Below are 18,045 nucleotides of genomic sequence, written 5' to 3'. Positions count from 1 at the left end.
GCACCTTTATCCGTACGGCCTGCGTCCACGCCCGTTCTACCGTACGGCTCAATGGATGGGGGGAGTCCGTGAGCGAGCGAACCGCTGGAGAGAGCACCTTCACACCCACGGGGCCTGCCGAGGAGCGCTCATGAGCGTTGGAACGCGTCCAAAGGCGCGACGCGTACACGTGCGGACACATGGGACCGGTGCGGCCAGCACCACTCTGCGCCAGGTGCTTGAGGCGCCCCGCCGCCCGGCGCGGGTGCTGGCGGCCTTCCCCGCCGGCGTCTACCTTGAGATACGCACCGAGCTGGAACCACAGGTCATCGCGGTGGTGACCGGGCAGGCCACCCGCCTGCCCAACGCCATGGTGGTCAGCGACCCGATGCCTCAGGTCGCGGTGGGGGACGAGGCGTGCGTCGGCGACGGCTCGATCGACGTCGGGCGGCTCAGCCTGCGGGCCCACCGCTGGTGGAACCCGGCCCCGCCGCTCGGCACCGTGAAGGTGGCGGAGCTGGTCCGCTCGCTGCCCGCGATGGCCGGGCTGTGCGAGCGCTCTTCGAGGCGTTCGGGGCTGGAGGGCAACGGTGCCGCCGATCTGCTGGCCCAGGGGTGCGCCGAGGGCTCGCTGCTGAAAAGCGTCGTGGCCGCCGAGCAGCTAATCGGTCTGGGCCCCGGGCTCACGCCGAGCGGTGACGACGTGCTCGCGGGGCTGCTGGTCGCGCTGCGCCACCTGGGCGGCGCGACGGGGGCCGATCGTGCCGTCTGGCTGGCCGACTGGCTGGCCGCCGCCGTCACCTTCGACGTACGGGGCAGGACCACCCCCATATCGGCGGCGCTGTTGCACTGTGCCGCCAAGGGCGAGGCCAGCGGCGAGGTCCTGGCCGTGCTGCGGGGCCTGGCGGGGCGGCAGTCCCTGGAGTCGGCGCTCCACCGCCTGCTCCAGCTGGGCCACACCTCGGGGGCCGACCTGGCGTGGGGGCTGCGCATCGGGCTCGCGGCGGTGATCGATCTGGAAGGCAGGGGCAATTGAGCACTGATGTGGTCCGGGTGCGCACCGGGGTCTACCACGACTCCGTGAGCCTGATGCGGGTCAGCCGGACGGCGACCGCGCTTCCCGGTGTGGAGGTCGCGGTGGTGGCGATGGCCACGGAACTCAACCTCGGGATCGCCGCCGAGCTGGGTTTCGACCTCCCCGAGGCCGGCCCCGCCGACCTGCTGATCGCGCTGCGCGGCGGCGGGGCGGACACTCTGGAGGCCGCCCTCGCGGAACTGGACGGGTTGCTGGCGGGACTCTCCGCCATGCCGGCCGGCGGCGCCGCCGTCGAGCACCCCCCGCACACGGTCCGTGCCGCGGCCCGCGAGCGCGCCGCCACGCTGGCCCTGGTCTCGGTGCCCGGGCCGTACGCGTTCGCCGAGGCGCTGGACGCGGTCGAGGCCGGCCTGTCTGTGATGATCTTCAGCGACAACGTGCCGGTCGAACAGGAGGTACTGCTCAAGCGACGTGCCGCCGAGCTCGGCGTGCTGGTCATGGGTCCGGACTGTGGCACCGCGGTGATCGGCGGAGCCGGTCTCGGATTCGCGAACGTCCTGCGGCCGGGCCCGGTCGGTCTGGTGGCCGCCTCGGGGACCGGTGCGCAGCAGGTGGCCTGCCTGCTGGACCACGCGGGAGTGGGGATCTCCCACCTGCTGGGGGTGGGCGGCCGTGACCTGTCCGCGGACGTGGGCGGGCTGTCCACCCTGTGCGCCCTGGAGGCCCTCGACGCCGACCCCGCGACCGAGCTGATCGTCCTGATCTCCAAGCCTCCCGCACCCGAGGTCGCGCGGGCCGTCGCCGAGACCGTCGCGAAGCTCGGCACTCCGGTCGTGACCGCCCTGCTCGGCCCCGGCCAGGACGACCTGACCGCGGCGACCGAGACCGCTCTGCGCGCCCTCGGCGCCCCGGTCCCCGCCTGGCCGTCCTGGCCCGCCCCCGGCACGACGGGGGAGCACGCGGGAAGTCTGCGCGGCATCTACTCGGGTGGGACGCTCTGCGTGGAGGCGCGGCTGATCACCGGGAGCGGGGAGTTCACCGACTTCGGCGACGACGCCTACACGGTCGGCCGGGCCCACCCGATGATCGACCCGACGCTCCGCCTGGAGGCCCTGGCCGAGGTGCCGCCGGGCGAGGTCGTCCTGCTCGACGTGGTCCTCGGCCACGGTGCCGACCCCGATCCCGCCGCGACGCTCGCGCCGGCGATCACCGGGGCCGCCGCGCGAGGTGTCACGGTGATCGTCGCGCTGGTCGGTTCCGAGGGCGACCCGCAGGGGCTGAACGCGCAGGCCGAGGCCCTGAACGCGGCGGGCGCCGCGGTGTTCACCTCCAACGCCCAGGCCGCGGGACACGCCGCGGAGGTCGCCGCCGGGATCGCTCGTTGACCGCCGTCGGACGCCGGGGATCGGCCGCTCTCCCCCCGGCCGTCACCGCTCTTCGCTCAGGAGTTGACGCATGACGCTGACCATGCTTTCCGGCGAGCCGGAAGTGATCACGGTGGGGGCCGACCTGCTCGGCGAGGCGCTGGACTTCCAGGCCGTCCCTCGGACGCGGGTGGACTGGCGCCCGCCGATGCCCGGCACCGAGGCCGACCTGGCCCGGGTGCTGACCGACCCGCGCAGGGGCCGCGCCAACGAGACGGCCGTGGGCCGCCTGGTCTCCGCCCGGCCGCAGCTCGTCGGGGTGCGGCCCGCGCACGAGGTGCTCGACCTGCCGAAGGGCACGTTCCTGCACGCGGGGCCGCCGATCGAGTGGGAACGGGCGTCGGGTCCGATGCGGGGCGCGCTCATCGGGGCGATGCTGCTGGAAGGGCTGGCCGCCGACGCCGCCGACGCCGAGGAACGGCTGGCCCGCGGGCAGGCGCGGCTGGACTCCTGCCATCACCACCGGACCGTCGGGCCGATGGCGGGCGTGGTCACCTCGTCGATGTGGATGTTCGAGGTTCGTGACGCCGAGCACGGCGGTACCGCCTACTGCTCGCTCAACGAAGGGCTGGGCAAGGTGCTGCGCTACGGCGCGTACGGCCCGGAGGTGCTGAGGCGACTGCGCTGGATGGCCGAGGTGCTCGGCCCCGCGCTCCAGGCCACCCTGGAGCGGAGCGGCCCGCTGGACCTGCGGGCGCTGACCGCGCAGGCACTGCAGATGGGCGACGAACTGCACAACCGCAACCGTGCCGCCACCTCGCTGCTGGTCCGCGAACTGGCTCCCGAGGTGGCGGAGGCCGCTCCCGGCCACGCCGCCGAGGTGCTCCGCTTCATCAACGGCAACGACCACTTCTTCCTCAACGCGGGCATGGCCGCGTGCAAGGTCAGCGCGGACGCCGCGCGGAACGTCCCCGGCTCCACGATGGTCGTCGCGATGGCACGCAACGGCACGGACTTCGGGGTCCAGGTCTCCGGGCTGGGTGATCGCTGGTTCACCGGCCCCGCGGGCGTGCCGGACGGTCTCTACCTCGGCGCGTACGGTCCGGACGACGCCAATCCCGACATCGGCGACTCCACGATCACCGAGACGGCCGGCCTGGGAGGCTTCGCGATGGCCGCGGCCCCGGCGATCGTGCGGTTCGTCGGCGGTGACGTCTCGGACGCGATGGCGGCCACCCGCTCCATGTACGAGATCACTCTGGCCGAGCATCCCGCGTACCAGATCCCGGGGCTGGACTTCCGGGGCACGCCGGTCGGCGTCGATGTCACGCTGGTCGCCAGGACGGGCCTGCTGCCCACCGTGAACACCGGCATCGCCGGCCGGGTCGCGGGGACCGGACAGGTCGGCGCGGGTCTGGTCAGCCCGCCCGCCTCGGCTTTCACCACGGCGCTGGCCGCGCTGGCCGAGGCGGTCGATCATGGAAACGGATCGGTTTAGCGATCCGTTGGCTATTAGGAACGGGCGAAGCTGACAATTCACCCACTCGCCGGTAGCATTCGGCGACGTCAGGGCGCGGACACCGGCTCAGTGCTCCAAAGAACACCGATCACCGACAAATGCCGTCGCGCGCTTTCTCCGCAGGCCAACTTCCGTTACCGAATGACATCCCGATATCGTGTCCAGCCTTAACAAAAAGGGCTGGTTGTGGGGAACGGGGTACGATGACCGATCGCTTGCTCGGGAGAAACCCCCAGGGGCCTGAGGGGGGCGATTTCGCCGGAGCCACACCGGAGGGCCAGGGCAGGCTGGTGGGCAGGCGCTACCGCCTGGTGTCACCGGTGGGCCGTGGCGGGATGGGCATGGTGTGGCACGCCCACGACGTCCTGCTCGACCGGGACGTCGCGGTCAAGGAGCTGATCCTCCCCTACGGGCTCGACCACGCGGGCAAGCAGGGCGCGCACCGGCGGATGCTCCGCGAGGCCCGCTCGGCGGCCCGGCTCAGCCATCCAGGCATCGTCACGGTCCATGACGTCGTCGAGGAGGACGGCCGCCCCTGGATCGTGATGGAGCTGGTCCGCGCCTGGTCGCTTGAGCAGGCCGTACGGCAGAGCGGACCACTGCCGGTGGTCCAGGCCGCCGAGATCGGCATCCGGGTGCTCGACGCGCTCCGCCACGCCCACGCCGCCGGAATCATGCACCGCGACGTCAAACCCGGCAACGTGTTGCTGACCTCCGACCGAGTGGTGCTCACCGACTTCGGCATCGCCGCGATAGAGGGCGACGTCACGATCACCCAGACCGGCCTGCTGATGGGCTCCCCCGCCTACATCCCGCCGGAGCGGCTGTCCGGCCAGCAGGTCACTCAATCCTCCGACCTGTGGTCCTTCGGTGCCACGCTCTACGCGGCGGTCGAGGGCCGGCCCCCCTACGAGGGTCCTGACGCGGTGGCCGTGCTCGGCGCGATCCTCACCCAGGAACCCAACCGCCCCCAGCGGGCCGGCGCCCTGATCACCGTCATCGAGGGCCTGCTCCGCAAGAACCCCGCCGACCGGATGAGCGCCGCCCAGGTGTCGGACCTACTGGACCGGGTGCTGCGCAGCCACGGCTCCAGCACCCCGAACCGCACGCCCACTCCGTCGCCCTCGTCGATGCCGGTCCCCGGCGACTCCATTCCGATGCACCTGATGCCCCCGCTGGACGTGCCCTCGGGGCCGATGCCCTCCCGGATCATCGAGACGCCCTCCGGCCCGATCCGGGTGCCCTACGACCCGGCCGCCGACTCCTCGGGTGGCCACGCGCTCCCCTACGACGCACTCGCCGGCCCGAGCGGGGGCCACCGCGCGGACCTGCTCTCCCTCCCCGGGCACTCCTCGTCCCCCAGGACCCCGCAGAGCGGCGGGCACCAGCGCGGGTACGACGCACTGCGCATCCCGGCGACCGGACCTGACGGCAACCCGTTCGACGCGCTGACCAGCTTCTCCGGCGACCTCCCCGGCGTCCCGCCGTCCGCACCGCCGCGCGACGGGCGGGGCGGGGCCGCACTCTGGCCGATCCCGGGGCCCACCCCGGCCCCGCAGGAGCAGCCCACCTCCGACGCCGTACGGAACTCCCAGGCCCTGACCTCACCCGGCAGGGCCGGGACACGCGCGGGCACGCGCCGCGCCCCGGAGCGCGAGGGCGGCCGGTCGCGCGGCAGCGGCCCCGACAGCCGTCTGCTGATGCTCGGCGGGGGCGGCGTGCTGGCCATCGTGGTCGCCGGGCTCATCGTCTTCCTGCCCGGCGACGACTCCGGCACCGCGAACTCCACGGGCCCCTCGGCGGCGATCTCCGCACCCGCCGACCCGGGGACGTCCTCCGGGTCCGACGAGGAGATCCCCGACGGCTTCAAACTGGCGAGCGCCGCCGGGGTCTCCGGCGCGGTGCCGGGCGACTGGACCGTGAAGGCCGACTCCAAGGGAACCGTCACCTTCTCCGGGCCGAAGGGCGGCGGGCGGAACATCGTCGTCGTCGAGGTGCCGGTCGAGGACCCGGTGGCGGCACTCGGCAAGGCGAGCAAGAAGGGCCTGGACGAATACACCGAGGTAGGCGTGACGGTGGTGAACTATCGCAGCTGGAAGGCCGCGGACTGGGAGTACACCTACGTCCAGCCCAACGGCGTTCCGATGCACGGGCTGACACGCTACGTCGCCGTCAACGGCCAGACCGCCTACCAGATCACGTTCAGGGTGCAGGATCTCGACTGGGAGAAGAACTCGGAGATCCTGGGCACCTTCTTCGCCACCTTCACCTCCGCCGACTGAGCCCGCCCGCGAGACGGTCTCCCGGTCCGGTCACGAGTGATGGCAGACTTCACTCGTGACCGCCGATACCACGCCCCCCGACATCTCCGGTGCCCGCGGTGACGGCGGTGCGCGGATCGCCACGGTACAGCGGCGAACGCTCGCCGTCCTTTCCACCGCCCAGATCAGCGGCGGGATCGGGGTCGCCGTGGGACTCAGCTTCAGTTCGGTGACCGTGCAGGAGCTCTCCGGCTCCACGACGCTCAGCGGACTGGCCGGGACCGCGACGGTACTGGGCGCCGCGCTGCTGGCACTGCCCACCGCCAGATCGTCCGGCCGGGGTGGCCGGCGGGCCGGGCTCACCCTGGCCTACGGGTGCGCCCTGCTCGGCTGCCTGGTCTCGCTGCTCGCCGTCGCCATGGGTTCGTGGCCGCTGCTGCTGGCCGGGCTGGTGCTGTTCGGCGCGGCCAGCGCGGGCAACCTGGCCTCCCGCTACGCCGCGACCGACCTGTCGGCGCCGGGGCACTCGGCCCGGCACCTGTCGCTGGTGGTGTGGGCCACCACCATCGGGGCGGTCGCCGGCCCGAACCTGGCGGGACCCGCCGAGCGGTTCAGTGCCGGGCTCGGCCTGGCGGCGGGCAGCGGCCCGTTCGCCCTCGCCCTGCTGAGCTTCACGATCACCCTCGGCGTCATCCTCCTCGCCCTGCGCCCGGACCCCCTGCTCCTGGCCCGCTCCGCGTCCCCGCCCCCGGACGCCGCGTCGTCCGTCCCCGGAGAGCGTCCGGACGAGGGACGGCAGACCGCGACGCCTCACACCTCTGCCCCCTCGCCCCCGGCCACGGCCTCGCGACAGGGCAAAGGCACGTTCCGCGCCGCCTGGCGGGTACTGCGTGAGACACCCCTGGCGGGACGCGCGCTGGCCGCGATCGCGGTCAGCCACACCGCCATGGTGTCGATCATGTCGATGACCCCGGTCCACCTCGACCACGGCGGCTCGACGTACACGGTCATCGGCATCGTGATCAGCCTGCACATCGCGGGCATGTACGTGCTGTCCCCCGTGGTCGGCTGGCTGGCCGACCGGGCCGGGCGGACACCGGTGCTGGTGCTGGGCATGGGCCTGCTGCTGACCTCCGCCGTCCTCACGGGCGGGGCCGAGGCGCACGACGTCACGCGGATCAGCGCCGGGCTGGTACTGCTCGGCCTCGGCTGGTCCTGCGGGCTGATCTCCGGTTCGGCGATGCTCAGTGAGGCGGTGCCGCCGGCACACCGCACCGCCGTACAGGGTCTGTCGGACCTGCTGACGAACCTCTGCGGCGCGACCGGCACCGTGGTCGCCGGGGTGATCGTCGGCAGCCTGTCGTACGGCGTGCTCGGCGCGGCCGTCGCGGTCATGGTGACGATCACCGGCGCCTGGCTGGCCTTGAGCAGGCCCTGAGCAGGCGTTTCCAGTCGTTCTTCCACCGGCATGCCCGCCGGGCGGAGCTCACTTGGCGTCGGCGTAGCAGCGCACCGGGACCGCCTGCATCGGGAAGCGGACGGGAGTCGATCCGAACAGCAGCCGGCTCGCCTCCTCCGCCGCCCTGCCGACCGCCGCGACGACCTCGTCGGCCTGCTCGGCCGGGCAGTGCACCATCACCTCGTCGTGCTGGAAGAACACCAGCCTGGCCGGGTCGGGCAGCAGGCCGCGCAGCACCGCCATCAGCGCGAGCGCCCACTCGGCCGCGGTCGCCTGGACCACGAAATTTCTGGTGAACCGGCCGCGGTCGCGGGCCGCGCGGCCTCCCTCGGGACCCGAGACCAGCTTTCGCCAGCCGGCCGAGGGCGGCGGCGAGGTGCGGCCCAGCCAGGAACGGACCACCTTGCCCTCCTCCCCCGCGCGGGCGGCGTCCTCCACGAACTGGTAGGCGCGGGGAAAGCGCTGGCGCATCACGGCCAGCAACTTGGGCGCGTCTCCACTGGTGCCCCCGTACATCGCCGACAGCATGGCGATCTTGGCGTTGTCGCGCTCGCCACCGAACGCCTGTGCCAGCGCCTGGTAGAGGTCGATCTGCCCGGCCGCCCTGGCCAGGCCGCCGTCCCCGGCCATGGCGGCCAGCACCCGCGGTTCCAGCTGGGCCGCGTCGGCGACGACCAGTGTCCAGCCGTCGTCGGCCACGATGACCTTGCGCATCAGCTTGTGGATCTGCAGGGCGCCGCCGCCGTTGGTCGCCCAACGGCCCGTCACCACGCCGCCCACCACGTACTCCGGCCGGAAGCGGTGGCCTCGGACCCACTGGTCGGCCCAGGCCCAGCCGTGGAAGCTGTAGAACCTGGCCATCTCCTTGTAGGCGAGCAGGGGCGCGACACCGGGATGGTCGACCTGTCTGATGTCGTGGGCCCTGGTGGAGGAGACGGGCACGCCCGCCGCCTTGAACGCCCTGACGATCTGCTGCGGGGAGTCGGGGTTGAACGGGGTGCCGAAGGCCGCCGTCACCTGGTCGGCCAATGCCTGGAGCTTGGTCGGCCGCATGCCGTGCACCGGGCGCGGGCCGAGCAGGTCCGTCAGCAGTTCGTCGTGCACGTCCTCGCGCCAGGGCATGCCCTCGGCGGCCATCTCCGCGGCGATCAGCGCCCCGGCCGACTCCGCCGCGACCAGCAGCCGGAACCGCCGCGGGTCCGCGGTGGCCTCGACGCGCCGCAGTTGGTCGGCGTGGACCTCGGCGACCAGGTCCGCGTCGGGCGCCGGCGCCTCCTCCTCGAAAAGGGTGGCCTGTCGCGCCTGGGGTCCCTGGTGGTCGTCCGGCACGGGGAGCCCGTGCAGCCTGGCGTGGGCGGCCCTGGCCGAGCGGGGCTCGCCGAACCGTTCCTCGTGGGCCAGGAGCAGGCTCTCGGTCAGCGCCAGGTCGTGGCAGCGCGCCAGCCGCACGCCGGCGGCGAGCAACGCGGGGTAGACCTCCCGCGTGTCGGCCCAGACCCAGCGTGGCCGCCGGGCCTCCAACTCGCGGACCGCCGAGACCAGATCGGCGACGGCCACGGCGGACTCGCCGTCCACGCGCAGCACGCCCCCACCGCCGGGAGTGGCCGCGACTGACACGTTCATACGCCAACAGTGCCACGCCGATACGACATTCCGGCCGGGTCAGACGAGCGGTATGACGATCTCGTCCTCGAGCGGGGGCTCGATCTCCTGCGGCAGGCAGCCGGTGGCGGCGAAGCAGCGGATCCGTAAGACCTCGGGCGTCACCGAGACATGCAGGAAGCTCTTGAAGAACGGCGGGGTGTCCCAGTCCGACAGCTCCGACAGGTAGCGGTGGAACACCCTGCCGACCGGAAGCCGGAACGGCATCGGCCAGCCGCCGAGTATCCGGGCCGCCCATCTCATCCGCCGGGTGATCGGCACGGCCGGGATGTCCCGCACCGGGGTGTTGCCGATCTGCCGGGACATCAGCGCCGCGCTCTCGTCCGGCGTGAGGTAGAGCCACCGCATGCGCAGCCGGTCGCTGTAGAGCCTGCTGTAGAAGGACAACGAGTCACCGCGGAGCGGGTAGCACCGGTAGTCGTCCTCGTGCAGGCCGCCGACGGTGACCCTGGGGGTGGTGTGGGTGGCGTGCATGAAGGCCCCCGAGCCGCCCGCCACGATGTACTGGATGGTCCGCTCCCCGACCCTGATCGGGAAGCGCTGGTAGTTGTGCACGTCGCCGCCTATCGCCGCGACGTAGTTGTGCGCGGGGTCGGTGACGATGTCGTCGATGGTGCCGCCCCCGGCCAGCTTCGACGGTTTGTAGTCGTTGCGGGTGTAGATGGGCTTTCCGGTGATCAGCACCTTGGGCCTGGGGTCGCGGGAGACCTCGCGCAGCCAGTCGGCCTGCTCGGCGTCGATGTCGCCGCGTATCCCGGTGTCCACGCCGACGATGAGCAGCCCGGGGGTCTCCATCGCCCAGTAGGGGGCCGGCTGCGCGGCCTGCTGCTCGGGCTTCGACCGCCGCTCGCGCGCCCTGGCCAGCCTGGCCTCGTCGATCTTCTCGGGCCTGCGCCAGAGCAGGCCGCGCAGCCCGGAGGGCGACGGCTTGAACCCCTCGCCCTCCGCCTCCAGCGACGGGGCGTCACAGAAGACGCGCATGAAGCCGCCGAGCCCGTCGTACCAGTCGTGGTTGCCGGGGATCGCGTAGATCGGCGCCCGGTAGTCCTGGTAGGGGCGGAAGAACTTGTCCTCGTACTCGTTCCCCGAACCCGTGGGATAGATCACGTCACTGGCGACGACCGCGAAGGCGGTGTCCTCGCCGATCCTGAGCATGCCCGGCACCACGGCGTACTGCGAGGAGTCGCCCTCCCCGGTGTCACCGAGGACCAGGAAGGAGAACTCGGGACCGACGTCCATCGGGATGCGGAAGGAGGGGTCGGCGCCCCGGGCCCGCTGGGACGCCACCCAGCGCGCCCGTACCTGCCCCGACGGGTCTCCGAACAGGGCCGCGAGGACCTCGTTCCTGGAGCGCCAGACCGTACGCACGTCGAGCCAGGAGAAGGGCTCCCGGCTGGGCAGCAGGTCCTCGAAGGTCCCCCTGCGCGTGCAGGACCAGCCCGCACCCTCCTTGGACACCCGGGAGGAGACCTCACGCCCGCGCTGCGCCGCCCGTCCGACATCGACCATGACCATATCTTGGCAATGATCTTAAGGAGTCGCACCCGAATCACCGTCAACAAAGGAGGGCGATCCATACCCGAAGCGGATGAGGACGGGCCCGCCGTCCGGGTCCCGGGTGAGGAACGATCAGGCGATTCCCCCTTGCCGCCGGGACCCCACGGGGAGCGGGTCGTCCCCGCGCCGATCTCTGGAATACAGTTCCACCGTGTACGCCTACTGGGAGACCGTTCCGACCAGGTGGAAGGACAACGACGTCTACGGCCACGTCAACAACGCCGTCCACTACTCGATGATGGACACCGTGGTCAACACCTGGCTGATCAGGAGCGCGGGTCTGGACATCCACGACGGCGACGCCATCGGCCTGTGCGTCGAGTCGCACTGCGTCTACAGGGCCTCGGTCTCCTTTCCCGAACCCGTCCGGGTCGGGCTGCGGATCGGGCACCTGGGCCGTTCCAGCGTCCGCTACGAGCTCGGGCTGTTTCGCGCGGACGGCGAGACGGTCGTGGCCGAGGGCCACTTCGTCCACGTGTTCGTCGACCGGGAGACCCGGCGGCCCACCGGAATCCCCGGGCCGCTCCGCGAGGCCATGGAGAAGCTGGTGGTCGCCGGTTGACCTCGTTCCCGCCCCCGCCGGAAGGCGGAAGGCGGAAGGCGGAAAACGAGAGACCCGCCGGTAAACGGGTCCCAAAGGAGCAGGCCTCAGGAGACGGACTTCTCCGGGGCGACCAGGACACCCGGATTGAGGATGCCCCCGGGGTCGAGCCGGTCCTTGATCCCGCGCAGGATCTCCACACCCAGGTCGCCGATCTCGAACGCGTGGGCCTCCCGGTGGTCGCGGCCGACGCCGTGGTGGTGCGAGATGGTGCCTCCGGCCGTGACGATCGCCTCGTTGACCGACCGCTTGGCCGCCTCCCACTGCCCGACGGGGTCGTCGGCCTGCGCCGTGACGACCGTGAAGTAGAGAGAGGCGCCGGTGCCGTACACGTGGGAGATGTGACACATCACCAGTGGTGAGCCGAGCGAGGCGTGCAGCGAGAGCCGCACGGCCTCGTACAGGCGGGGCAGGTTGGACCAGAATCCGGCGGTCTCCAGCGTCTCGACGGTCGCCCCGGCGGCGAGCAGCGAGTCGCGCAGGTAGGGCGCGGAGTAGCGCCCGTGGGCCCACGACTCGCCGGGGCCGGGACCGAGGTAGACGCCGCCGAGCCCGGACGCCACGGCGGCGACCCGTTCCCTCAGGGCGGGCACCTCCGAGAAGCCCTCGTACCCGGCGATGGCCAGGCAGCCCGCGCCGGCGGACGGGGCGCCGATCTCACTCGGCCTGGCCAGCCCGATCATCGTCTCGGTCTCGTCGGACAGGCGCAGCACCGTGGGCACGGCGCCCTCCTGGACCAGGCGCCGCAGCGCGGCCGAGCCCGCCGCGAACGACTCGAACCGCCATCCCTCGTAGACGCGCTCGGCGGGCGCCGGCCGGACGCGGAGTCTCAGGGAGGTGATCACGCCGAAGGCCCCCTCCGATCCGAGGATCACCTGGCGCAGGTCGGGCCCGGCGGCCGAGGCGGGCGCCCGGCCCAGGTCGAGGGTGCCCCGCGGAGTCGCCACGGTCATGCCGACGACCATGTCGTCGAAGCGGCCGTAGCCGGCCGAGGCCTGGCCGCTGGAGCGGGCGGCGGCGAAACCGCCCAGCGTGGCGTACTCGAACGACTGCGGGAAGTGTCCTAGGGTGAGCCCGTGCCCAGCCAGAAGCTGCTCGGCCTGCGGGGCGCGCAGCCCCGGTTCCATCTCGGCGACCATCGACTCGCGGTCGACGGCGACCAGCCGGTTCAGCCGGGCCAGATCCAGCGCGACGACACCGGCGAAGCCCTGCCTGGACGCGACCAGGCCGCCGACCACGGAGGTGCCGCCGCCGAAGGGGACCACCGCGACCCGGTGCGCGGCACAGGTCGCCAGCACCGCCAGCACCTCCTCGTGGGAGCCGGGCAGCACCACGGCGTCGGGCGCGTCGGAGCCGTCTCCGGCGCGCATGCGCAGCAGGTCGGGGGTGGACTTGCCGCGGGTGTGCCGGATGCGGGCGTCGTCGTCGAAGCGCACGTGGTCGGCGCCGACGACACCGCGCAACTCGGTGAGAACCAGCGGTGACAGGGCCACGGCGGGCAGGCGCACCTCGCCGAAGTCGGCGGCCCGGCCCCGAGGCGGGCGCACGCCCAGCACCTCGTGGAGCAGCTTGCGAATCGGTTCCGGCAGGTCGGCGGCCTTGGCGGGATCCCCCCAGCCGGACCAGAGCATGGGTTCCGCGGCACTCGTCGGTTTTTCCACCCCTACACTGTGACATATGACGTCCATCCGTCACAACGCGGCCGCGGAGAGCGGCGACCAGATCCTCGACGCCGCCCGCGAGGTGGTCCTCGCGGTGGGGGTGCGGCGAGCCACGCTCACCGACGTGGCACGCCGGGCCGGGGTGTCACGCATGACGATCTACCGCCACTGGCCCGACATGCGCACTCTCGTCGCCGACCTGATGACTCGCGAGTGGGTGCGCGTGGCCGGCCGGTTCGCCACCGAGGACCCGGTCACCGCGGCGGTGGCGGTGGTGCGGGCGCTGCGCGACCATCCGCTCTGGCGGAAGATCGTCGAGGTCGACCCCGAGCTGCTCCTGCCTTACCTGCTGGATCGCCGGGGCTCAAGCCATGAGGCCATGCTGGGCCTCGTCGAGTCGGCGATCACCGCAGGGCAGGACCTCGGCACCGTGCGCCCCGGTGACGCGGTGAGGCTGGCCAGGGGCGTGCTGCTGACGGCCCAGTCGTTCCTGCTCTCCGGCCCCACCATGCTGAACCCGCTCACCAGGGACGATCTGGACGCCGAGCTCGCCACGCTCCTGGAAAGGTACCTAAGACGGTGAAATCCTCTCTCAATGCCGCCCGCCGCGCCCGCGAGCTCGCCGAGGTCCGCGACCTCGTGGTGGACGTGCTGGTGGTGGGGCTGGGCGCGACCGGTGCCGGGGCGGCGCTCGACGCGGCCTCCCGAGGTCTCTCCGTGGCCGCGATCGACGCCCACGACCTGGCGTTCGGTACCTCCAGGTGGAGTTCCAAGATGATCCATGGCGGGCTCCGCTATCTGGCCAGAGGACAGGTCGGGGTGGCCTACGAGAGCGCGGTGGAGCGTGGTCACCTGCTCGGGCGTACCGCACCGCATCTGGTCAGGGCGCAGCCCTACCTGCTGCCGCTGGTCCCCGCGGTCTCCCGCCGCCAGGCGGCGCTGGTGATGACCGGGTACCGGCTCGGCGAGGGGCTGCGGATCGCGGCGCACACGCCCCGCCACCTCCTTCCCGGCCCCTTGCGCATCTCCGCCGAGCAGGCGCTCGCCCTCGCCTCCCCGCTGGGTTCGCGCGGGCTGCGCGGCGCTCTGCTGTCGTGGGACGGGCGGCTGACCGACGACGCCCGCCTGGTGGTCTCCGTGGCCAGGACCGCCGCCCGCTGGGGGGCTAGGGTGCTGACGCGCTGCCGGGCGCTGGAGGTGTCCGGCGAGGGCGCGCTGGTCCGCGACGAACTCGGCGGGGACACTTTCACGATCCGGGCCAGAACGGTGGTCAACGCCACCGGGGTATGGGCCGCCGGGCTTCACCCGGACATCCGGATGCGCCCCTCACGCGGCACCCATCTGGTGCTGCGACCCGAGACGCTGCCGGGTCTGGCCGCGGGGCTGCACATCCCGATCCCCGGCGCGAGCAACCGGTTCGCGCTGGTGCTCCCCCAGCCCGACGGACGGATCTACGTCGGCCTCACCGACGAGCCGGTGGACGGTCCCGTCCCGGATGTCCCACAGGCGCCGGAGGAGGACGTGACCTTCCTGCTCACCGTCCTGAACTCCGTGCTCGAGGAGCCGGTACGGCGTGAGGACGTCGCGGGCACCTACGCGGGGCTGCGGCCGCTGCTCGCCGCCGGCGGCCACACCGCCGACCTGTCCAGGAAGCACGCGCTACTGGCCACGCCGGACGGGATGGTGACGGTGGTGGGCGGCAAACTGACCACGTATCGGCGGATGGCCGAGGACGCGGTCGACCGGGCCGTGTCGCTCGGCGGGCTCAGCGCGGGCCGGAGCCGCACCGCGAGCCTGCCCCTCGTCGGGGCCGTCCGGCCGGAGGGCGGCGGCAAGGGCACGGACCGGCTCCTGGAGCGGTACGGGAGCGAGGCGGGCGCCGTGCGGGCGCTGATGGCCCGCGAGCCCTGGCTGGCCGAGGCCGGTCCGACCGGGGTCACGGGGGCCGAGCTCGTCTGGGCGGTCAGGCACGAGGGCGCCCTGGACGTGGACGACCTCCTCGACCGGCGGACCAGGATCGGCCTCGTCCCCTCCGACCGCGAGGCCGCCCTCCCGCTGGCGCGCGCGGCACTGGCCTACTGACACCACTGACACCACTGACACCACTGGCGCACTTTTACCCGCCTATGATCTTTTTCCCCCTGCGCCACCCTGATTCGATCGTTAGGTTAGTCTTGCCTAACTCGGAGCAAGGAGAGAGTGTGATCACGGGCGGTGGCGTGAGCATGGCGGACATGGCGACCAGGGGATGCGAGCACCCCCGGGGGTGCCATACCGGCGAACTGCCCGTCCACGCCAGCGCGACCGTCGGGGCCCGCTTCTGGCTGCTGATCGAACACTCCGGCCCCTGGGCCTCCCACCTCGAGGACTGCAAACTTCCTGAGGGCGTTCACACTCTTATCAAACGGGCCACGCGGCTCGGCATCCGGCCCCAGCTGATTCGCCGCCCGGGTCGCAGAAACCCCGTGGAAACCGGCATTCACGTCATGGTCGCCGACTCCACCGCCGTCGAGCCGTGGATCGCCGAAGGCATCTTCGCAGGTCCAGACGATCTTGACCTTGACAGCGTGGTGGCCGGAGTGGTCCCGGAGTCCTGCATACTTGTGAGTGAGCCGGTTTTTCTGGTCTGCACGCATGCCAAGCGCAACGCGTGCTGCGCCCGCATTGGACTACCCCTAGCTCGGTCCCTGGCAAAATCATTGCCGGACACAGTATGGGAAACATCACATGTTGGCGGCGATCGATACGCCGCCAACCTCGTGTGCTTGCCACACGGGCTTTACTACGGCAGCATGTCTCAGGCTGCTGCGATCGCGGCAGCCGACGCGTACCGGTCCGGCGAGATCATTCTTGACCGTTTCCGGGGACGCGCAGGCATCCCTGAGCCACTGCAGGCCGCTGAGCATTTCATCCGCATTCATACGGGTGAACTCTCGGTTGGCGGAGTGGCCGTGGAATCCTCCAGGTCGGACGGCGCCGTCACCGAGGCATTTGTGCGCGGTAGCGGCGCTCGTTTTCGGGTAGTGGTTGAACCCATGACGCTGACAACGCCATGTGGTACGGCTTGCGCCGATACGATCACTACCTACCGGCTGGTAGCGCTGGACAGGCTGACCCCTGTGCTGTACGCCACGTCCGCGCTGACCTGACTTGAGGGAACATCACGGCCAATCCAGGCGTTGGATCCAGGGACGCCACAAGCGTCCAAATGCGGCATCAACCAGAAATACCTCTCAACTATAAGGTGGTTTTCTCATGTCTCAGGTACGTCGGCAGACCGCCCGGCCTCGGCCCAGCTGGGGATGGCAGGATGACGCCGCGTGCCGGGGCGAGGACCTCGTGCTCTTCTTCGGTCCCGACGGTGAGCGTCAGCCCGAGCGTGACATTCGCGAACGTAAGGCCAAGGCGATCTGCGCCCAGTGCCCTGTTCGCGCCGAGTGCCTGGACTACGCGCTGTCCCGTCCGGAGAAGTACGGCACCTGGGGCGGTCTGAACGAGGACGAGCGCGCCTCCGAGCGTCGCCGTCGTATGCGCCGCGCCGCCAGCGCCGGCATCAGTGCCGTCGCCTGAGCAGTACCTCCACCCGGCTTCCCCTCACGTGTGATCTCGCGCACCCCCTGCGAGATCACACGTTGTCGTGTCGGGCCCCGCACGTGCGGCGTCTGGAGCAGACCACCGCACGGCGGGCATTTCCCCTTTACGGCCTGCTGCGGCCCGGCTTCCGCATCTCCTTGTGGATGATCTTCCACTTGTTCTGCAGTTCCTTGCGGAGTCGCGCGTCACTCCTGGAGGCCATCCAGGCGGCCTCCCTCTGCAGCTTGTTCCAGCTCTCCAGCCGCCGCTCGGGAAGCGTGCCGTCCTCGATCGCGGCGAGCACCGCGCAGCCCGGCTCGCTGTCGTGGCCGCAGTCGCCGAATCTGCACCGCTCGGCGAGTTCCTCCAGGTCGGAGAAGACCATGTCCACGCCCTCGCCCATGTCGTACAGGCCGATGCGGCGGATACCGGGCGTATCGATGATCAGTCCGCCTTTCGCCAGCGGGATGAGCTCGCGGTGCACGGTGGTGTGACGCCCCCGGCCGTCGCCGGCCCTGACGTGCTGGGTCTCCATGACGTCCGCCCCGGCCAGGGCGTTGACGAGCGTGGACTTGCCCGCACCGGAGGCGCCGAGCACCACCGCGGTACGCGTGCCCTGAAGGTATTCGCGGACGATGCCGACCCCCTCCCCGGTGACCGAGCAGACCGGGTGCACGTCCACCCCCGGCGCCGCCGTGGCCACCTCCCTCAGCAGGAAGTCGAGCCCCTCGCCGATCAGATCGGACTTGGTGACGAGCACCACGGGACGGCCACCGCTCTCCCAGGCGAGCGCGAGCAGCCGCTCGATCCTGCCCAGATCGGCGGTGTCGGTGGCGTGCAGCGCGGGTTCGGCGACGAAGACGACATCGACGTTGGCGGCAAGCACCTGCCCCTGTGAGTCACCTGAGAGCCCGCCCCTGGAGACCCTGCCGACACCGCCGCGCACGAACGCGGTGCGCCGGGGCAGGAGCGCCTCCAGCTCGAAGCGGCCCTCGGACAGCCGGCGGAGCCCGACCCAGTCACCGACGCAGGGCAGTGCCACGGGATCGGCGGCGGCTTCGCGCCGCACTCGGGCACCGTAGTCGGCCCGGAGATGGCCGACGGCGGACAGCACCTCGGCGGCACCGCGATCGACGCGGGACACCCGGGCGGGAGTCAGACCGGCGGGGAGTTCGGCGGCGAAGAAGTCGTTCCAGCCGAGCGCGGTGAGAGCGGCGGATGAAGAGATGATTGGCGAAGACAACGTGGGTACACCCTTTTGAAAGGTCGGGTGCCCCGTCACGAATCGGCTAGGCGGGCACCCGAAGGTTGGTGGATGGCATGATCATCAGAACAACCCGCATGATCTCCACCTCCTCGTGGCTCACGACCGC

At 71.7% G+C, this 18,045-nt stretch carries 14 protein-coding genes; 10 read left to right on the top strand and 4 right to left on the bottom strand.

All coding sequences use genetic code 11. The features are described from left to right. The first annotated feature begins 130 nt into the window (after positions 1-130). The 5 genes from AB0K21_RS23995 (at position 131) to AB0K21_RS23975 (ending at position 7,597) form a co-directional block, all read left to right on the top strand. On the top strand, positions 131-1,015 hold the full coding sequence (locus AB0K21_RS23995) for a DUF2877 domain-containing protein (RefSeq protein WP_364153279.1): 885 nt from the start codon (positions 131-133) through the stop codon (positions 1,013-1,015). Continuing rightward, complete coding sequence (locus tag AB0K21_RS23990; protein WP_364153276.1) at positions 1,012-2,400, top strand: FdrA family protein; 1,389 nt, start codon at positions 1,012-1,014, stop codon at positions 2,398-2,400. The genes AB0K21_RS23995 and AB0K21_RS23990 overlap by 4 nt, the downstream gene beginning before the upstream one ends. A 70-nt stretch (positions 2,401-2,470) precedes the next feature. Then, complete coding sequence (locus AB0K21_RS23985) at positions 2,471-3,877, top strand: DUF1116 domain-containing protein (RefSeq protein ID WP_364153273.1); 1,407 nt, start codon at positions 2,471-2,473, stop codon at positions 3,875-3,877. Between the two features lie 224 nt (positions 3,878-4,101). Further along, entirely contained in the window at positions 4,102-6,180 is a 2,079-nt protein-coding gene (locus AB0K21_RS23980) for a protein kinase (protein WP_364153270.1), read from the top strand. Between the two features lie 55 nt (positions 6,181-6,235). Further along, positions 6,236-7,597, top strand: coding sequence for an MFS transporter (locus AB0K21_RS23975; RefSeq protein WP_343967423.1), 1,362 nt, complete (start codon positions 6,236-6,238; stop codon positions 7,595-7,597). Between the two features lie 48 nt (positions 7,598-7,645). On the opposite strand, the gene AB0K21_RS23970 is transcribed toward AB0K21_RS23975, so the two are convergent. Next, positions 7,646-9,241 carry a bifunctional 3'-5' exonuclease/DNA polymerase gene (locus tag AB0K21_RS23970; protein WP_343967425.1) on the bottom strand — a complete coding sequence of 532 codons (1,596 nt, stop codon included), beginning with the start codon at positions 9,239-9,241 and terminating at the stop codon, positions 7,646-7,648. A gap of 39 nt (positions 9,242-9,280) precedes the next feature. Next, on the bottom strand, positions 9,281-10,789 hold the full coding sequence (locus AB0K21_RS23965; RefSeq protein WP_364153266.1) for a metallophosphoesterase: 1,509 nt from the start codon (positions 10,787-10,789) through the stop codon (positions 9,281-9,283). Positions 10,790-10,988: 199 nt separating this feature from the next. On the opposite strand from AB0K21_RS23965, the gene AB0K21_RS23960 reads away from it, so the two are divergent. Further along, positions 10,989-11,399: a thioesterase family protein gene (locus AB0K21_RS23960; RefSeq protein ID WP_364153263.1), complete on the top strand. Its 411-nt coding sequence runs from the start codon at positions 10,989-10,991 to the stop codon at positions 11,397-11,399. A gap of 86 nt (positions 11,400-11,485) precedes the next feature. On the opposite strand, the gene AB0K21_RS23955 is transcribed toward AB0K21_RS23960, so the two are convergent. Next, positions 11,486-13,069, bottom strand: a complete 1,584-nt coding sequence (locus AB0K21_RS23955; RefSeq protein WP_364153371.1) for an FAD-binding oxidoreductase — start codon at positions 13,067-13,069, stop codon at positions 11,486-11,488. 46 nt (positions 13,070-13,115) lie between these two features. Between AB0K21_RS23955 and AB0K21_RS23950 the strand changes: the two genes are divergently transcribed. The 4 genes from AB0K21_RS23950 (at position 13,116) to AB0K21_RS23935 (ending at position 16,669) form a co-directional block, all read left to right on the top strand. Continuing rightward, entirely contained in the window at positions 13,116-13,682 is a 567-nt protein-coding gene (locus AB0K21_RS23950; protein ID WP_343967431.1) for a helix-turn-helix domain-containing protein, read from the top strand. Beyond that, entirely contained in the window at positions 13,679-15,181 is a 1,503-nt protein-coding gene (locus tag AB0K21_RS23945; protein WP_343967433.1) for a glycerol-3-phosphate dehydrogenase/oxidase, read from the top strand. Before AB0K21_RS23950 ends, AB0K21_RS23945 begins: the two co-directional genes overlap by 4 nt. Positions 15,182-15,300: 119 nt before the next feature. After that, a complete protein-coding gene (locus tag AB0K21_RS23940) occupies positions 15,301-16,248 on the top strand; it encodes a sucrase ferredoxin (protein ID WP_364153259.1) in 948 nt (315 codons plus the stop codon). 106 nt (positions 16,249-16,354) lie between these two features. Continuing rightward, complete coding sequence (locus AB0K21_RS23935) at positions 16,355-16,669, top strand: WhiB family transcriptional regulator (protein ID WP_012893126.1); 315 nt, start codon at positions 16,355-16,357, stop codon at positions 16,667-16,669. A 127-nt stretch (positions 16,670-16,796) separates the two neighbouring features. Here AB0K21_RS23935 and rsgA read toward each other — a convergent pair whose 3' ends face one another. Then, positions 16,797-17,915 (bottom strand): ribosome small subunit-dependent GTPase A, encoded by a 1,119-nt coding sequence (rsgA, locus tag AB0K21_RS23930; protein WP_364153256.1) that lies wholly within the window; start codon positions 17,913-17,915, stop codon positions 16,797-16,799. Between the last annotated feature and the right edge of the window lie 130 nt (positions 17,916-18,045).

The organism is Streptosporangium sp. NPDC049248 (assembly GCF_040678965.1).
GTDB lineage: Bacteria > Actinomycetota > Actinomycetes > Streptosporangiales > Streptosporangiaceae > Streptosporangium > Streptosporangium fukuiense.
This window is presented reverse-complemented; position numbering and strand designations above follow the sequence as displayed.